Below are 15,212 nucleotides of genomic sequence, written 5' to 3'. Positions count from 1 at the left end.
AGGTGCCGTGCGGGCCGGCGGACCGGGAGAATTCGACGGGTTCGGCTATCCCGAGTTCTGGGAGGAGGTCGCGGAAAGCTCCGGAACCGAGCCGGAGTGCTCGTCGTCTGCCCCCTCCGCGAGCGGCTCGTCCTCTCCGGCGGAGTCCTCGGGGAACTCCGGCGGGAACACGGGTTCGGCCTCCGAACCGGGTTCTTCCGGCTCCACCGCTTCGGACTCCGCGGCCGGGTCCCCCTCCCGGAATTCGTCTGATTCGGACGATTCAACTTCCCCCTGATCAGGGGTTTCACCGGGGCCCATCGCAGTCTCGGTGTCAGTCGCGGGCCCGGCGTGCTCGACGGCCGCGTCACCGCCGGATTCCCCGTCCGTCGCTTCGACGACCGCCGCGACCGGATCGACGTCGGACACACCGGTGTCCGACACGGCGGCGACGTCCACCGGTTCGACGACGTCCGCGTCACGCCGCCCGGCCAGCCGGGACGTCAGCAGCGCCGGGAGCGCCAACCAGGCGAAGGTCGTGGCGGCCAGCGGCAGCGGACGGAGCGAGAACGGGCCGTACTCCCCGCCCAATCGCCCCCCGGAGAGCACGGCAGGTATCGAGACGGACAGCGTCACCAACAACACAGCCAACAGCACCAGGTGCTGCCTGTCCCGGCTCCGCTCGGACAGGTTCCGGCAGCTCCAGCCGAGCAGCACGCCCAGCGGGACCGGCACGGCGAACAGCGCGGCTGTCCAGTTCGCGGGTGGTTCGGGAGGAAACACTGCCAACAACGGCAGTTCCGACGGTAACGCGTCCGGTGCCGTACTCAGCGGGGTGACGGCCGAGCCTCCGAAGGAGACACCGCCGCCCGTGACGAACGCCCAGGCCCCCAGTACCGCGTTGGGCAGGTACAACAGCGCGAGCAGCGCGGCCCCCGCCGCGTCGCCGAGTCCACCCAGCTCCACCGATCGCTCGTGCATCCTGGGCAGCGCCAGGCAGACGGCCACGCCGAACACGGCGGCGCCGGTACCGATCACGGCGGCGCTGCCGAGCAGCCCCTTTCGCACGGCGTACCACGCGTCCCCGGGAACGTGCTGCCACAGCTGGTAGAGCAGCCCGCAGCGGTCGGCGAGTCCCGCCGTCGCGGCACAGGCGGCGAGCAGGCCACAGCAGGAGAACGCCTGCCAGGGGACCACCCGCACCGGGGCCCGCAGCTCTTCGAGGGCCACGGCCAGCACGGTGCCGAACACGGCGTGGCTCATTCCCATCACCAGCACTACCGGAAGCGCCTGCGCCGGTTTGCGCAGCCGGTGGCGCCTGGCCACTCGCCGGGAGGACCTGGCGACGAGCAGCACGCAGAGCAGCGTCGGTAACAGCGGTAACGCGCTGAGGGGTGAGCCGGTGACCGTCAGCGGCACCTGGAAGGCGGCCAGCCAGCCGGGAACCGCCGCCAGCAGCACCCCCGAGGGGACGAACTCGGCGGCGGTGGCGGTGGAGACCACGAACGCCAGCAGCGCGACGACTAGGAGGTAGCAGGCGAGTATCACCAGTACCGCCGAGAGCAGTGACCCTCGGATCGCGCGGCGCCGCTGCCGAGCGGGTGGCTCGGAATTCTCGACCGTGGAGGAATCGAGTGCCGTCACGTGGCCGAATGTGACAGCGACCCCGACGGATCGAACGCACGACGCGCCGCCGACTCACTCTGACGGGTGAAGCGAGGAGTTCCGGCGCCTCGAACCGGCACACAGCCGGGGAAACCACGTTCGCACGGCCCGATCTCCCGGCTCTCTCGAGATACGGCCCGGTCCCCGAGCTCCTCGTCGGCCCGGGAACCGGCTCGTCCTCAGGAGGGCGGATTCTGATTGGGGGACGGCATCTGCTGCGTCCCCTGCGGACCACCGCTGGGATCCGCGCGCTGTTCCTGCTGGGGCTGCCCGGCAGCACCCTGTCCGGGTTGCGCGGGTGGCTGCTCGTAAGGGTTGCCCGGTGCCTGCCCTGGCTGAGGCTGGGGATGCCCCGCCTGGTGGGGTGGCTGCGGCTGTCCCGGAGCGAACCCGCCCGACTGCTGAGTCCAACCGGGTTGGGGCTGACCGGGCTGGGGCTGCCCCTGCTGCGGCTGGCCGGGCTGCTGGGGCGGGTACCCCTGCTGCGGTCCGCTCTGCGGGTTCCAGCCACCCGGCTGCGGCTGGCCGGGGTAAGGCTGCGCGTAGGGGCCCGTCTGCTGTCCCGGCTGCGGCCGCACCTGCTGGGTAACCGCTCGGGCCGCTCCGTCGCCCAGCGCGGGGGCGGTGACGATCTCCTGTTCCAGCAGCAGCAACGCGATCACCGCCGCCGCCTGTAACAGGGCCAGCAGCATGAGCACGATGGCCCAGCCCGCGATGGAACCGCCCGAACCCGACAGTCCGGCGACGATGACGTTCTGCAGCATCGACAGCGCCGTGTACACCGCCAGCGGGGCCGCGACGAACAGCGTGTCCGGACCCTTGGGCAGGAACCGCATGGCCGCCAGCAACGCGACGAGCATGAAACCGAGGCCGGGAAGCCCGCCGAGTATCGAGTTGATCGCGGGAGCGAAGAAACCGAACAGCCAGCCGAGCGCTCCGATGCCCGCCGCCACCAGGGCGAGGATCGACTTCGTGTCCAGCTGGGACTTCGCCGTGCCGGGCGGAGCCGGTTGCTGGGGCGGCGGATAGGGCGCGGACATGGGAACTCCATCCTGACCGGGGATCGTGCGAGACGGCTCCACATCCGAGTCGCTCACCGAAAGGGGTGGCGGCGGAGCCTCGAAGGCCGACGTTACCGAACCGCGACCAGGCCGTCACGAGCACCACGTGCCCCGCCGAAACGGCCTGGAGCGCACTCGCGCCCGGCTCCGCTCGGGAGCCGGGCGCGAGTGGCCGTTGTGGGTGCTCCGGCGCTCAGCCGTTGATGATCGAGCGCATGAGCTTGGCGGTCTCGCTCGGCGTCTTGCCGACCTTGACCCCGGCGGCCTCGAGGGCCTCCTTCTTGGCCTGCGCGGTCCCGGAGGAACCGGAGACGATCGCACCGGCGTGGCCCATCGTCTTGCCCTCGGGAGCGGTGAAGCCCGCGACGTAGCCGACGACCGGCTTGCTGATGTTCGACTTGATGTACTCGGCCGCGCGCTCCTCGGCGTCACCGCCGATCTCGCCGATCATCACCACGGCCTCGGTCTCGGGGTCGTCCTCGAACGCGCGCAGCGCGTCGATGTGGGTGGTGCCGATGACCGGGTCACCGCCGATGCCCACGCAGGTGGAGAAGCCGATGTCACGCAGCTCGTACATCATCTGGTAGGTCAGCGTGCCGGACTTGGACACGAGCCCGATCTTGCCACCGGCGGTGATGTCCGCCGGGATGATCCCCGAGTTGGACTTGCCGGGAGAGATCACACCCGGGCAGTTCGGCCCGACGATGCGGGTCCGGTTCCCGGTGGCGTTGGCGTGCGCCCAGAAGTAGGCCGAGTCGTGCACCGGGATTCCCTCGGTGATCACCACGGCGAGCCCGATCTCGGCGTCGATGGCCTCGACCACGGCGTCCTTGGCGAACTTGGGCGGGACGAACACGACCGACACGTCGGCGCCGGTCTCCTTCATCGCCTCTTCGACGCTTCCGAACACCGGCAGCTGGTGGCCCTCGATCTCGACGGACTGTCCCGCCTTGCGGGCGTTGACGCCGCCGACGATGTTCGTCCCGGAACGCAGCATCCGAGCGGTGTGCTTGGTGCCTTCCGAACCGGTGATGCCCTGGACGATGACCTTACTGTTCTCGTTGAGGAAAATTGACACAGCGGATCGCCCCTTATTTGCCCGCAGCCAGCTCGGCGGCCTTGTCGGCCGCGCCGTCCATGGTGTCGACCAACGTGACCAGCGGGTGGTCGGCCTCGGCCAGGATTCGCCTGCCCTCTTCGACGTTGTTGCCGTCGAGGCGAACCACCAGCGGCTTGCCGGCCTCGTCGCCGAGCATCTTCAGCGCCTGGACGATCCCGTTGGCGACGGCGTCACACGCGGTGATACCGCCGAAGACGTTGACGAAGACGGACTTCACGTCCGGGTCTCCCAGGATGACGTCCAGCCCGGCCGCCATGACCTCGGCGGAAGCGCCGCCGCCGATGTCGAGGAAGTTGGCGGGCTTGACGTTGTCGTGATCGGCGCCCGCGTAGGCCACCACGTCCAAGGTGGACATCACGAGACCGGCACCGTTTCCGATGATGCCGACCTCACCGTCGAGCTTGACGTAGTTGAGGTCCTTGGCCTTGGCCTTGGCCTCCAGCGGGTCCTCGGCGCCCTCGTCGACGTATTCGGCCTGCTTGGCCTGCCGGAACGAGGCGTTGTCGTCGAGCGAGACCTTGCCGTCGAGCGCGATGACCTTGCCCTGCGGGTCCTTGACCAGCGGGTTGATCTCGAACAGCGTGGCGTCCTCGGCGACGAAGGCCTCCCAGAGCTGCACCACGATGTCGGTGACCTGGTCGGCGATCTCGGCCGGGAACTTCGCGGCCTCGACGATCTCGCGAGCCTTGGCCTCGTCCACACCCCGGATCGGGTCGATGGGGATCCTGGCCAGCGCTTCCGGCTTGGTCGCCGCTACTTCCTCGATCTCCATGCCGCCCTCGACCGAGGCCATCGCGAGGAAGCTGCGATTGGCACGGTCCAGCAGGAACGACATGTAGTACTCGTCGGCGATGTCGGAGGCCTCGGTGACCAGCACTCGGCGGGTGGTGTGGCCCTTGATGTCGAGCCCGAGAATCGCTTCCGCCTTGGTTCGGGCCTCGTCGGGGTTCTCGGCCAGCTTGACGCCACCCGCTTTGCCCCGACCGCCGGCCTTGACCTGCGCCTTGACGACCACAGGTCCGCCGAGCTCTTCCGCCACTGCCTTGGCCCCGTTGGGATCGGTGGCCACGGAACCGGGCAGTGTCGGTATTCCGTGGGCGGCGAAGATCTCCTTCGCCTGGTACTCGTACAGGTCCACGCGACTCTCCTGCGACGTCGGTGTCGGACTCCGGTAACCATATCGACCTGCGAGAACGATCGGGGCAGCGCATCCGGTGAACTCGCTCACCCGCAACGGCCCCCAACCTGGCGATTTCCGCCCGGCCCTCCGGTGGGGCGGCGGGGGGAAGCGGTCAAACTCACATCATCCGTCGCGGCGAGCGACCAGTACCGCCGTCGCCACGGCGGCCACCACGGCTCCCAACGCGCTCCACAACCCGAGCCCGGGGACGAATCCCTCGCTCCCGGCCGGCGCGGCGAACGACGCCAGCGAGGCCCGGAAAGCCAGCACCAGCGCACACCCGAGGAGCATCGCGACGGCCCGTGCGCCTCGGGAGACCGGAACCAGCGCCAGAGCTCCCAGAACCACCAGCAACGCGGTGAGCAGCCCCCAGGAAGCGATGCCGAAGCCGGTGAACAGCCCCGGCGCGTCGTAGTCCGCGGTCCGGAAGACGGGAAACCCGAAGGCCGCCACGACCAGCAGACCGGTCAGCACGGTGGGCGGCAGCAACGAGCGGTCGGGGGAGATCTCGCTGAGGTCCACCTCGTCGCGCTCGGTCGCGCCCGCCACCGCGTCGCACACCGCCGCGCAGCAGGTGAGCACCACGGCGGCGACGGTGAGCCAGACGCCCGTCGGAGCCAGTTCCAGCCGACTCCCCCCGGCGAAACGCAGCACGGTGTCCAGGTCGGCCGCGGCGGCCAGCGGGACGACGACCCAGGCGGTGCCGAGCACCGCTCTGGGGGCCAGCACGCCGGGGCGCAGCAGCGGCAGGCCGAGCACGAGCTGGACGAGTCCGGCCAGCAGCAGTGGCAGCAGATCGTGGTTGGCCCCGAATCCGATCACGCGTTCGGGGGTGCGTAACTGCGGCACCAGGCAGGCGACGACCGCGAGTACGCCGCCGAGCGCGGCGAGCGCCCCGGTGAGAACCGACAGCCCGGTGTGGGCGGGCAACGAGACCTCGGCCCGAGCGGACTCGGCCGGTCCCGCTGTCCGGCCCACCGGGACGGACAGCACGGCCAGCCCGAGGAGCGCCACGAGCCCGAAACCGAGTCCCCAGCCGATCAGCAGCTCGGGGTCGAGCAGCACGGCGGGCAGCACCGGCACGGTGGTGGCGGCCAGGCTCGTGGCCAGCCCGAGGAGACCGCCGCGTCCGACCTCGGGATCGGCCGAGCTTACAGCGATACCGGCTGCCACCGGGATCACGACGGCCAGCAGCAGCTTCCCGAGGAACACCGGCGGCGGGGCGGTCCACAGCCCGTGGGAGACGACGAACGGATCCAGCGAGCGGAACGCGGGCAGCAGCGCGCTGCACGCTCCCGCCGCGGCGAAACACAGCACGAGCACGAAGAGCGGCTGCCTGTCACCGCTCGCTCCGCGCTCGCCGTGCGAGGGTTCTCCGGTTGGGGTGAGCAGGGCGAGCACTCCCGCGAGCACCACCGCCGCGTGCCCGGACAGCAGCAGCCAGCTGCCCGCGGCCGGACGCAACGGCCGCAGCCCCTCTCGCATCAGCAGTTCGGGGCGGGAGGACAGCCCGGGTTCGACCAGCAGCTGCAGCGCCCCCAGGAGGTCGGCGGCGAACACGGCGGCCGTGGCCAACAACACCGCACGCGCGGCGGACGGTCGGTCGGCTCGCAGGAGCAGCGCCGCCGAAGCGGCGGGCAGCGAACCGAGCACCACCAGCAACACCCCGGAGGGGTAGGCGGACGGGGTCGAGGGAGTGACGACGCCGAGGAAGGGAGCGGCACCGGAAACCACCGCTCCCACCAGCGCCAGCAGGCAGGCGAGTCGCGATCCGGACGGTTGGTTCGCGCCGGAACCGTCCGATGTGGCCCGCGGGATCGCTCCGTCCGCGCGTTCGGACTCGGTGGTGGTGGCGGAATCGTCTCCGGTCTCACTGCCGAAACGGGCGTTCACGTGACGACGCTAGCAATTCGCGCCCCGCTCGCCGGTCTCGCCCCGAACGACGCTGTGAACACGGAAACCTCCGAACGAGGGATGTTGCCACGGAAGCATCGCGACGCTGCGAGGACGAGTGGTGGTTTTTGGAGCACCGACAGTGTCCATCCCGTGATCTCGTCACTCGAACGACCTGGTTCCAACCACCGATCACGGACATGTTTCGATGTGACTTATGACACCGAGCGTCTTTCCGAGGCAACCCTTGAGAATCCACTGTGCCCAAAGGCGAAGCCCGGGAGGAGCGTTGGCGTCCACGCCGAAAACGCAGGCAGCGACGATACGCACCCCGCTCGACGAAGCCGAACGAGCCGACACGTGCGGGAGGACACCTCCCGGCACCCGGAAAGCGCAACGGAATCGATACGAAGATCGGGATTTGCCCCTCGGGGCGTTCCTTGGTTAATGTCCCGACGTCCGTTGTCACAGTCAGATCACGAACAGGGACATCTACCGGTTAACCCCGACCGGTCCGGGTCCCCCGCCCGGCCCAGTGATCCGGCTCCCCGAGACGGAAGGTCAAGCATTGACTCGACACCGCTCCCCCGGCGGTCAACGAAACACCCCCGCCCAACAGACCGCCTCGGAAGAAGAGTCCACATCGGATAAACCGCGCCGACAACGCACCCCGACTCCGCCGTCGGTAATGCGGGGCAGGATCGTGGTCGCCGCCGTCGCCGCAGGCGCGTTCGCCGCGGCCGGCCAGGCCATGGCCTCCGAGCAGGACAAGCCCGAGGGTCCGCAGGAGGATCACACGCCGCTGGCCTCCGGACAGAACGCGGCGGCGTCGCTGGGTTCGGTCTCCGACGGCACCAAGCCCGGAACGACCGAGGTCGGCGGAACGACCAGGGGTTCCGACGGTGCCGGCGTCGGCGGTGCCGTACCGGCCCCCGAGATCCTGCCGGTGGCACGCACCACCGACACCAACGACGAGGTGCGCAAGCTCGCCAAGAGCCAGCGGGTCGAGCAGGCCCGCGAGGAGGCGCTGCGCGAGGCGCGCCAGCCCGACTACGTCGCTCCCACCGTGGGCACGTTCACCTCCGGCTTCGGAGGCCGCTGGGGCACCACCCACTACGGAATAGACATCGCCAACAGCAAGGGCACCAAGATCGTGTCCGTGGCCGAGGGAACCGTGATCGAAGCCGGCCCGGCCAGTGGTTTCGGCCTGTGGGTGCGCGTGCAGCACTCGGACGGCACGATCAGCGTTTACGGTCACGTCAACAGCATCACCGCGAACGTGGGCGAGCACGTGGAGGCCGGCGAGCAGATCGCCACGATGGGCAACCGCGGTTTCTCCACGGGAACCCATCTGCACTTCGAGATCTGGGATCCCAGCGGCACGAAGATCAATCCGCTGCCCTGGCTCAACGAGCGCGGGGTCTACGTCAGCTGACAACCTCGTTGCATTGTGGACGGACCACGGGCCCGTTCGCGGGGAGCACCGGAGGCTCCTCGCGAACGGGATCGCCGCCCCTTCGACCGATCAACCCCCCGCGACGACCGCGTGAGCGAGCGCCGTCACGACCCCCCGGCACCGCTCCCGGGAGCATCGCGGTGGTGCGCCCGCCACTTCTCCATGAGCCGGGGCAGCTCCGCGCGGAGGAACTCGAAGAACCTGCGGGTCTCGTCGAGACGCGCACCGGCGCTGGTGTCCGGCCCCAGCGTCGCCACGCCCTCGCGGAGGGTGGCCTCCCACTGCAGGAACTGACTGTCGCGCTGCGCGAAAGCCTCGTACCACATGTCGTCGCTGACCCGGTAGTGGTCACGGCGCCTGCCCGGTTCCCTCTCCCGTGACAGCAGCCCGACCCGGATCAGATAACGCACCGCTCCGGAAACCGCGGCCGCGCTGACCTGCAACGAATGAGCGAGTTCGGCAGCGGTGCACGATCCCTCGTCCGCCACGAGCACCCGCGCGAACACGCGGGCCGCCATGCGGGGGAACCCCGATTCGGTCAGGTTCAACGCGAACCGCTCGACGAAGCGGGCCACCTCCCGCTCGTCGCGCCCCGCGGCACTCCCGGACCCAGGATTCCCCGGTTCGGGTGCGGGACTCGGTGTGGTCTCGGACATCCGGAACCTCCCGCACTCGCTCGGCGCATCAGTCGAACGACTGATTCATATATTTACTAAATTTCACAGCTTTGTGAAGACAGTCTAACGCAACGCTTCGGCGCGCCGGGAAGCCCACCACCGACCGCTTCGAAGCGGGTCGCTTCGCCGGAGGGCGGACCGCGCGGCGAGCCACGGCGTCACCCCTGAGTACTTCACTCTGTTCACAGATTTGTGAAAGTTGTGTACCGTATAAAACGTGGTACGCACGATCGCCAGCACTGGATCCGACAGGGCGGACCGCCGTGTGAAACGGCTGTACTCCTCCCTGGCGGGAGAGCGGACGGCGGACTCCGATCCGCCGCGGCGGTGACCGGCACCGACGCACCTCCCCCCACTCCGATCCGAAGGAGTCAGGATGAACTCCGAGCCCTCGGCCGTGACCACCTCCGGCCTGACCAAGGACTTCGGCCCGAACCGCGCGCTGGACGGGCTGGACCTGAACGTGCGCACCGGTGAAGTGCACGGCTTCCTCGGCCCGAACGGCGCGGGCAAGACCACCACGATCAGAATCCTGCTCGGCCTGCTGCGTGCGGACTCCGGCGAGGCACACCTGCTCGGCGGTGACCCGTGGCGCGACGCCACCGAACTGCACCACAGGGTCGCCTACGTACCCGGTGACGTCACCCTGTGGCCGAACCTCTCCGGCGGCGAGGTCATCGACCTGCTGGGGCGGTTGCGCGGCGGCCTCGACCAGCGGCGCAAGGACGACCTGCTGCGGCGCTTCGACCTGGATCCGCGCAAGAAGGCACGCACCTACTCCAAGGGGAATCGGCAGAAGGTCGGGCTGGTGGCCGCGCTGGCCGCCGAACCCGAACTGCTCGTGCTGGACGAACCCACCTCGGGATTGGACCCGCTGATGGAGGAGACCTTCCGGGAATGCGTCCGGCAGCAACGGCGCGAGGGACGCACCATCCTGCTGTCCAGCCACATCCTGTCCGAGGTCGAGGCGCTGTGCGACCGGGTGACCATCGTCCGCGAAGGCAGCGCCGTGGAGTCCGGGACCCTGGCCGAACTGCGGCACCTGACCCGGACCTCGGTCAGCGCGGAGCTCACTACCGTCCCGGAGGGGCTGGCCGAGCTGCCCGGCGTGCACAAGCTGGAGATCAACGGCACCCACGTCCGGTGCGAAGTGGACAACCCGGCCCTGGACGAGGTGCTGCGCAGACTCACCACCGGAGGAGTGCGCGGCCTGACGAGCCAGCCCCCCACGTTGGAGGAGCTGTTCCTGCGGCACTACGAACAGCGGCCCGAGACCACCACGCGGGAAGGAGCCTCCCGATGAGCACGTTGCGCGGCACGGGGACGCTCGTACGGCTGATCCTGCGCAGGGACCGGGTGCGCATCCCCGTCTGGATCGTAGGGGTGGCGGTGTTCCTGCTGGGCAGCGCGTCCACCTTCCCGGTGGCATACGACTCCGCCGCCGACAGGCAGGCCCGTGCCTCCCTCATGGACAACCCCGCCACAGTGGTGTTGACCGGTCCCGGCTTCGGGCGACAGGACTACACCTACGGGGCGATGCTGGCCAACGAGATGGGCGGCATGACGGCGGTGCTCATCGCGCTGATGAGCATCCTGCTGCTGGTCCGGCACAGCCGTCACGAAGAGGAGAGCGGCAGGGCCGAGCTGCTGCGGGCGGGAGTGGTCGGCAGGCACGCGCCGCTGACCGCGGCGCTGGTCACCGTTCTCGGTGTGAACCTGGCGCTCGGGGCGGTGATCGGTTCCGCGCTACCCGTCGTGCTACCTCGGGTGAGCACCGCCGGATCCCTGCTGTTCGCGGCGGGGCTGACCATGGTGGGCACGGTCTTCACCGCCGTGGCGGCGGTGACCGCGCAGCTCGTGGAACACGGCCGCGCCGCGAGCGGGGTGGCGGCCGGTCTGCTGGCGGTGAGCTACGCGCTGCGCGGTGCGGGCGACCTGGGTGACGGCACGCTCTCCTGGTTCTCCCCGGTCGGCTGGGCGCAGCGGACCCGCGCCTACGTCGACGACACCTGGTGGCCGCTGTCGCTCGGCGTGGCGCTGACCGCCGTGCTGATCGCCGGTGCCTTCCTGCTGCGAACCAAGCGCGACGAGGGCGCGGGACTGATGCGGGGGCGGAGCGGACGAGTCGCCGCTTCTCCCCTGCTCTCCGGCCCGTTCGCGCTGGCGCTGCGACTCCAGCGCGGCGTGCTGACGGGTTGGACGGTCGGGTATGTGCTGTTCGGCGCGTTCGTGGGAGCGATAGGCGAGCAGGCGGCGGAGTTCGTCGCGGAGAACGAGATGGCCCGGCGCTACTTCTCACAGGCGGGCGCGGCCGGGGACTCCGCGGAGACGATGATCGCCACGTACCTCTCGCTGATGGGAATGGTGGCCGGTGGGTTCGCGCTGCAGTCGGCCGGGCTGCTGCGCGCCGAGGAGTCGGCGGGGCGCGTGGAACCCCTGCTCGGCGGCACACCACTGAGCCGTTCCCGGTGGGCGCTGTCGAGTCTGGCGGCCACGCTGCTCGGCAGCGTGCTGGTGATGGGCGGTGCCGGCCTCGGAGCGGGGCTGGTCCACGCGGGCATCAGCGGGGACCCGGACGACGCGCCACGGGTGCTGGGCGCGGCGCTGGCCTACCTGCCGGCGGTGTGGGTGCTCGCGGGACTGGCCACCCTGCTGTTCGGGGTGTTGCCCGCCCTCAGCGGCCTGAGCTGGCTGGCGCTGGCGGGGATCGTGTTCGTCGGGATGTTCGGACCGCTGCTGCGGCTGCCGGACTGGGCCTCGGACATCTCGCCCTTCGCGCACGTACCGACCCTGCCCACCGAGGAGTTCGCCTCGGCACCGCTGCTCACGCTGACCGCGACGGCGGTGTCGCTGGCGGCGGTCGGGATCGCCGCGTACCGGCGGCGCGACGTGGTCTGAAACCCCGCGCCCCGGGATCTCGCGGCAGCGGGGCCCGGGGCCACGCCGGGCTCCCGCGCCGGAGCGACGGTCCCCGCGCCCGCCGCCGGGGACTACAGCTTCACCAGCGGCACGCTGCCGATGAGCATGAGCCGGATGGTTCCCGAGTCGCCGAAGTCGATGTTGGCCGTGGCCCGTGCTCCCTCGCCCTCGGTGGAGATCACCGTGCCCAGCCCGTACTTGTCGTGGTTGACCCGGTCGCCCGCCTCCAGCTTGATCGGCACGGCGTTCTTCCAGTTCGACGTGCTGCCACCGCCGCGCGAGCCGCGCTCGCCCGAACCGGCCGGACCTCCCGACCCGGAGTCCGAGCCGCCGCGAGCACCCCAGCCGCCGAGCTCGCGCGGTGCGGAGCGTTCCGGCTCCAGCTTGCGCCACTCCACGAGGTGCTGCGGTATCTCGGTGATGAACCGCGAAGCCGGGTTGGTGACGGGCTGTCCCCAGGCCGAACGCATCAGCGCGCGGGAGAGGTACAGCCTCCGCCGGGCGCGGGTGATACCGACGTAGGCCAGTCGGCGTTCCTCGGACAGCTCCTGCGAGTCGCCCAGCGCACGCGTGTGCGGGAAGACTCCGTCCTCCCATCCGGTGGCGAACACGACCGGGAACTCCAGCCCCTTCGCCGTGTGCAGCGTCATGAGCGTGACCAGACCGTCGCCGTTCTCCGGCAGCGCGTCGGCGTCGGCGACCAGCGAGACTCGCTCCAGGAAGGCCCCGATCGAGTCGTCCGGCAACGGGTTCTCGGCCTCGCCCGCACCTCCGCCGGAACCGTCCGCTGTGTACTCCGAGTTCTCCTGGGCGGCGGCGCGCGTGTCACCGAACTCCCGGGCCACGCTGATCAGCTCGTCCAGATTGTCCACTCTGGATGCATCCTGCGGGTCCTCGCTGCTTTCCAGTTCGCCCCGGTAACCCGTGCGTTCCAGCAGGGTGCGCAGCACCTCGGCCACGTCGTTGTCGGCCGCCACCTCGCGCAACTCGTCCAACAGCTCGATGAAACCGGCGACGGCGCGGGCGGAGCGGGAGTTGAGCCGCTCGATCCCGCCTCGCGCCGCGTGCCGGAGCGCGGCACCGAACGAGATGCGCTCCTGCTCGGCGTACTCGGCCAGCACGGTCTCGGCACGCTGACCGATCCCCCGCTTGGGGACGTTGAGGATCCGGCGCAGGCTCACGGTGTCGTCCGGGTTGTCCAGCACCCGCAGGTAGGCCAGCGCGTCCCGCACCTCACGACGCTCGTAGAAGCGCACCCCGCCGATGACGCGGTACGGCAGTCCCAGCCGGATGAACACCTCCTCGAACACCCGTGACTGGTTGTTGGTGCGGTAGAAGACCGCGATGTCGTTGAAGGTGGCCTCGCCGGAGTCCACGAGCCGGTCGATCTCAGCGGCCACGAACGCGGCCTCGTCGTGCTCGTTGTCGGCCACGTAGCCGACCAACGGTTCCCCCTCGCCCGCCTCGCTCCAGAGCCGCTTCTCCCTGCGGCCGGTGTTGGAGCGGATCACGGAGTTGGCCGCCGAGAGGATCGTCTGGGTGGAGCGGTAGTTCTGCTCCAGCACGATCGTGGCCGCCTCGGGGTAGTCCCGCTCGAACTCCTCGATGTTGCGGATCGTGGCGCCCCGGAAGGCGTAGATCGACTGGTCGGCGTCGCCGACCACGCACAGCTCGGCGGGCGGGACCTCGCTCTCGTCGGACTCGGTGCCGACCAGCTCGCGCACCAGGGCGTACTGGGCGTGGTTGGTGTCCTGGTACTCGTCGACCAGGATGTGCCGGAACCGGCGACGGTAGTGCTCGGCCACCGCCGGGTGGTCGCGCAGCAGCTCGACGGTGCGCATGATCAGGTCGTCGAAGTCCATCGCGTTGGAGTCGGCCAGCCGCCGCTGGTAGGCGGCGTAGACCTCGGCGACCTTGCGCTCCATGTCGTTGCCCGCGCGTTCGGCCGCGGTCTCCGGATCGACGAGCTCGTTCTTCAGGTTCGAGATCTGGGCGGCCAGTGTGCGCACCGGGTACCGCTTGGAGTCCAGTTCGAGGTCCCGGCCCACCAGGGTGATCAGCCGCCGCGAGTCGTCGGCGTCGTAGATCGAGAAGTTGGTGGACAGCCCCAGCGTCCTGGCCTCACGGCGAAGCACGCGCACGCACATCGAGTGGAACGTGGAAACCCACATCGCGTTCGCCCGCCGCCCCACGAGCTCGGACACCCGTTCCTTCATCTCGACGGCGGCCTTGTTGGTGAACGTGATCGCCATGATCTGACCCGGGTGCGCCCCGCGCTGGTCCAGCAGATGGGCGATGCGATGGGTGAGCACCTTGGTTTTGCCCGACCCCGCGCCCGCCACCACCAGCAACGGCGATCCGCTGTGCAGCACGGCCCGGCGCTGTTGCGGGTTCAGCTCCGCCACCAGCTGTTCCCCCGCGGGCGAAGTCCCGGTCGGGCCGCTTCCGTTGCCGGAGGAGGAAGCTCCGCCGGGGTGGACGGGGCCGTCGGCTGCGGTGTCGAACAGGGTGCTCATCGGTAGTTCAGAGTACCGTTTCGGAACCGGGCCACCACGGGCAGCCGACCTCCGCACCTCGCCGTGACATCGCTGACATCACTCCTTCGAACCATGCCTGGCGCGGTGGTGCGCTCATCCCGGATGTGGCAGACTGGCCGTGTGCTTACGCGAAGCTGTCAGTTTTTCTACGGGCGCGGGACTCCGGCGTCCGTAGCTGCGTAAGCTCCAAGAACGATGCCCCGGAGTTCCGAACCCGGGGCAGTTGCGCATCCGGGTCGGATTCCGGGACCGACGACCCGGAGGACGAAGTGAGCGCGACCGTGGACAGCGATCGAACCGGTGCCGAAACCCCCGACTCCGAGTGGCCCGCCGACGGCGTTTCGGTCGAGGAACTCAGGGACGAGATCGACTACCTCGACGAAGAGATCCTGCGGCTGATCAAGCGGCGAGCCGAGGTCTCCCGCCAGGTGGGTGCGGTGCGGATGGCCGAGGGTGGTCCGCGCATCGTCTACAACAGGGAGATGGACGTGCTGGCGCGCTACCGCGAACTGGGGGCCGAGGGGCGGGAACTGGCGATGATCCTGCTGCGGCTCGGTCGCGGCAGGTTGGGGCACTGACCGGAATTCTCCGACCTCCCTCGGTACGTCCTCGGATCCGGCCGCGCTCGTCGAACGCGGCCTCCCGCCGGGGCTCCCGGCTCGACGAGCGGCCGGCCGAGCGGCCGTGCCGACCCCAGGACGCCGTAACACGGGCGTGGCCCGCGA

The 15,212-nt window shown here is 69.9% G+C and carries 11 protein-coding genes; 4 read left to right on the top strand and 7 right to left on the bottom strand.

All coding sequences use genetic code 11. The features are described 5' to 3' along the window. Window positions 1–45: 45 nt before the first annotated feature. The 5 genes from BLQ75_RS03490 to BLQ75_RS03470 all read right to left on the bottom strand — a co-directional run bounded on the left by BLQ75_RS03490 (window position 46) and on the right by BLQ75_RS03470 (window position 6,898). Entirely contained in the window at window positions 46–1,623 is a 1,578-nt protein-coding gene (locus BLQ75_RS03490) for a cell division protein PerM (RefSeq protein WP_092597664.1), read from the bottom strand. A gap of 200 nt (window positions 1,624–1,823) precedes the next feature. After that, the gene (locus BLQ75_RS03485) at window positions 1,824–2,684 is read right to left on the bottom strand and encodes a DUF5336 domain-containing protein (RefSeq protein ID WP_170837300.1); all 861 of its coding nucleotides are present in this window, start codon (window positions 2,682–2,684) and stop codon (window positions 1,824–1,826) included. Window positions 2,685–2,898: 214 nt separating this feature from the next. Further along, complete coding sequence (sucD, locus tag BLQ75_RS03480) at window positions 2,899–3,783, bottom strand: succinate--CoA ligase subunit alpha (protein ID WP_092597661.1); 885 nt, start codon at window positions 3,781–3,783, stop codon at window positions 2,899–2,901. Window positions 3,784–3,796: 13 nt separating this feature from the next. Next, the gene (sucC, locus tag BLQ75_RS03475) at window positions 3,797–4,963 is read right to left on the bottom strand and encodes an ADP-forming succinate--CoA ligase subunit beta (protein WP_092597658.1); all 1,167 of its coding nucleotides are present in this window, start codon (window positions 4,961–4,963) and stop codon (window positions 3,797–3,799) included. A 165-nt stretch (window positions 4,964–5,128) separates the two neighbouring features. Continuing rightward, window positions 5,129–6,898, bottom strand: coding sequence for a hypothetical protein (locus BLQ75_RS03470; protein ID WP_092597655.1), 1,770 nt, complete (start codon window positions 6,896–6,898; stop codon window positions 5,129–5,131). A 688-nt stretch (window positions 6,899–7,586) separates the two neighbouring features. Here BLQ75_RS03470 and BLQ75_RS03465 point away from each other — a divergent pair. Then, entirely contained in the window at window positions 7,587–8,333 is a 747-nt protein-coding gene (locus BLQ75_RS03465; RefSeq protein WP_092597652.1) for a M23 family metallopeptidase, read from the top strand. Window positions 8,334–8,458: 125 nt separating this feature from the next. On the opposite strand, the gene BLQ75_RS03460 is transcribed toward BLQ75_RS03465, so the two are convergent. Further along, window positions 8,459–9,010 carry a GbsR/MarR family transcriptional regulator gene (locus BLQ75_RS03460; protein WP_092597649.1) on the bottom strand — a complete coding sequence of 184 codons (552 nt, stop codon included), beginning with the start codon at window positions 9,008–9,010 and terminating at the stop codon, window positions 8,459–8,461. 397 nt (window positions 9,011–9,407) lie between these two features. Between BLQ75_RS03460 and BLQ75_RS03455 the strand changes: the two genes are divergently transcribed. Both BLQ75_RS03455 and BLQ75_RS03450 read left to right on the top strand, forming a co-directional pair. Beyond that, entirely contained in the window at window positions 9,408–10,334 is a 927-nt protein-coding gene (locus tag BLQ75_RS03455; RefSeq protein WP_092597646.1) for an ABC transporter ATP-binding protein, read from the top strand. After that, the gene (locus BLQ75_RS03450) at window positions 10,331–11,929 is read left to right on the top strand and encodes an ABC transporter permease (RefSeq protein WP_092597643.1); all 1,599 of its coding nucleotides are present in this window, start codon (window positions 10,331–10,333) and stop codon (window positions 11,927–11,929) included. The genes BLQ75_RS03455 and BLQ75_RS03450 overlap by 4 nt, the downstream gene beginning before the upstream one ends. A gap of 92 nt (window positions 11,930–12,021) precedes the next feature. Here the strand turns inward: BLQ75_RS03450 and pcrA are convergent, their stop codons facing one another. Next, the gene (pcrA, locus tag BLQ75_RS03445; RefSeq protein WP_092597640.1) at window positions 12,022–14,466 is read right to left on the bottom strand and encodes a DNA helicase PcrA; all 2,445 of its coding nucleotides are present in this window, start codon (window positions 14,464–14,466) and stop codon (window positions 12,022–12,024) included. 290 nt (window positions 14,467–14,756) lie between these two features. Between pcrA and BLQ75_RS03440 the strand changes: the two genes are divergently transcribed. Next, window positions 14,757–15,065: a chorismate mutase gene (locus BLQ75_RS03440; protein ID WP_170837299.1), complete on the top strand. Its 309-nt coding sequence runs from the start codon at window positions 14,757–14,759 to the stop codon at window positions 15,063–15,065. Window positions 15,066–15,212 lie beyond the last annotated feature (147 nt).

This window comes from Actinopolyspora xinjiangensis (assembly GCF_900104475.1).
Classification (GTDB): domain Bacteria; phylum Actinomycetota; class Actinomycetes; order Mycobacteriales; family Pseudonocardiaceae; genus Actinopolyspora; species Actinopolyspora xinjiangensis.
The sequence above is the reverse complement of the archived record's forward strand: the minus strand, read 5'-3'. Positions and strand labels throughout refer to the sequence as shown.

Excerpts from the sequence above, each read along its gene's own strand:
- BLQ75_RS03485 (WP_170837300.1), bottom strand. The coding sequence starts at position 2,684 with ATGTCCGCGCCCTATCCGCCGCCCCAGCAACCGGCTCCGCCCGGCACG.
- BLQ75_RS03465 (WP_092597652.1), top strand. The coding sequence starts at position 7,587 with ATGCGGGGCAGGATCGTGGTCGCCGCCGTCGCCGCAGGCGCGTTCGCC.
- BLQ75_RS03460 (WP_092597649.1), bottom strand. The coding sequence starts at position 9,010 with ATGTCCGAGACCACACCGAGTCCCGCACCCGAACCGGGGAATCCTGGG.
- BLQ75_RS03455 (WP_092597646.1), top strand. The coding sequence starts at position 9,408 with ATGAACTCCGAGCCCTCGGCCGTGACCACCTCCGGCCTGACCAAGGAC.
- BLQ75_RS03450 (WP_092597643.1), top strand. The coding sequence starts at position 10,331 with ATGAGCACGTTGCGCGGCACGGGGACGCTCGTACGGCTGATCCTGCGC.
- pcrA (WP_092597640.1), bottom strand. The coding sequence starts at position 14,466 with ATGAGCACCCTGTTCGACACCGCAGCCGACGGCCCCGTCCACCCCGGC.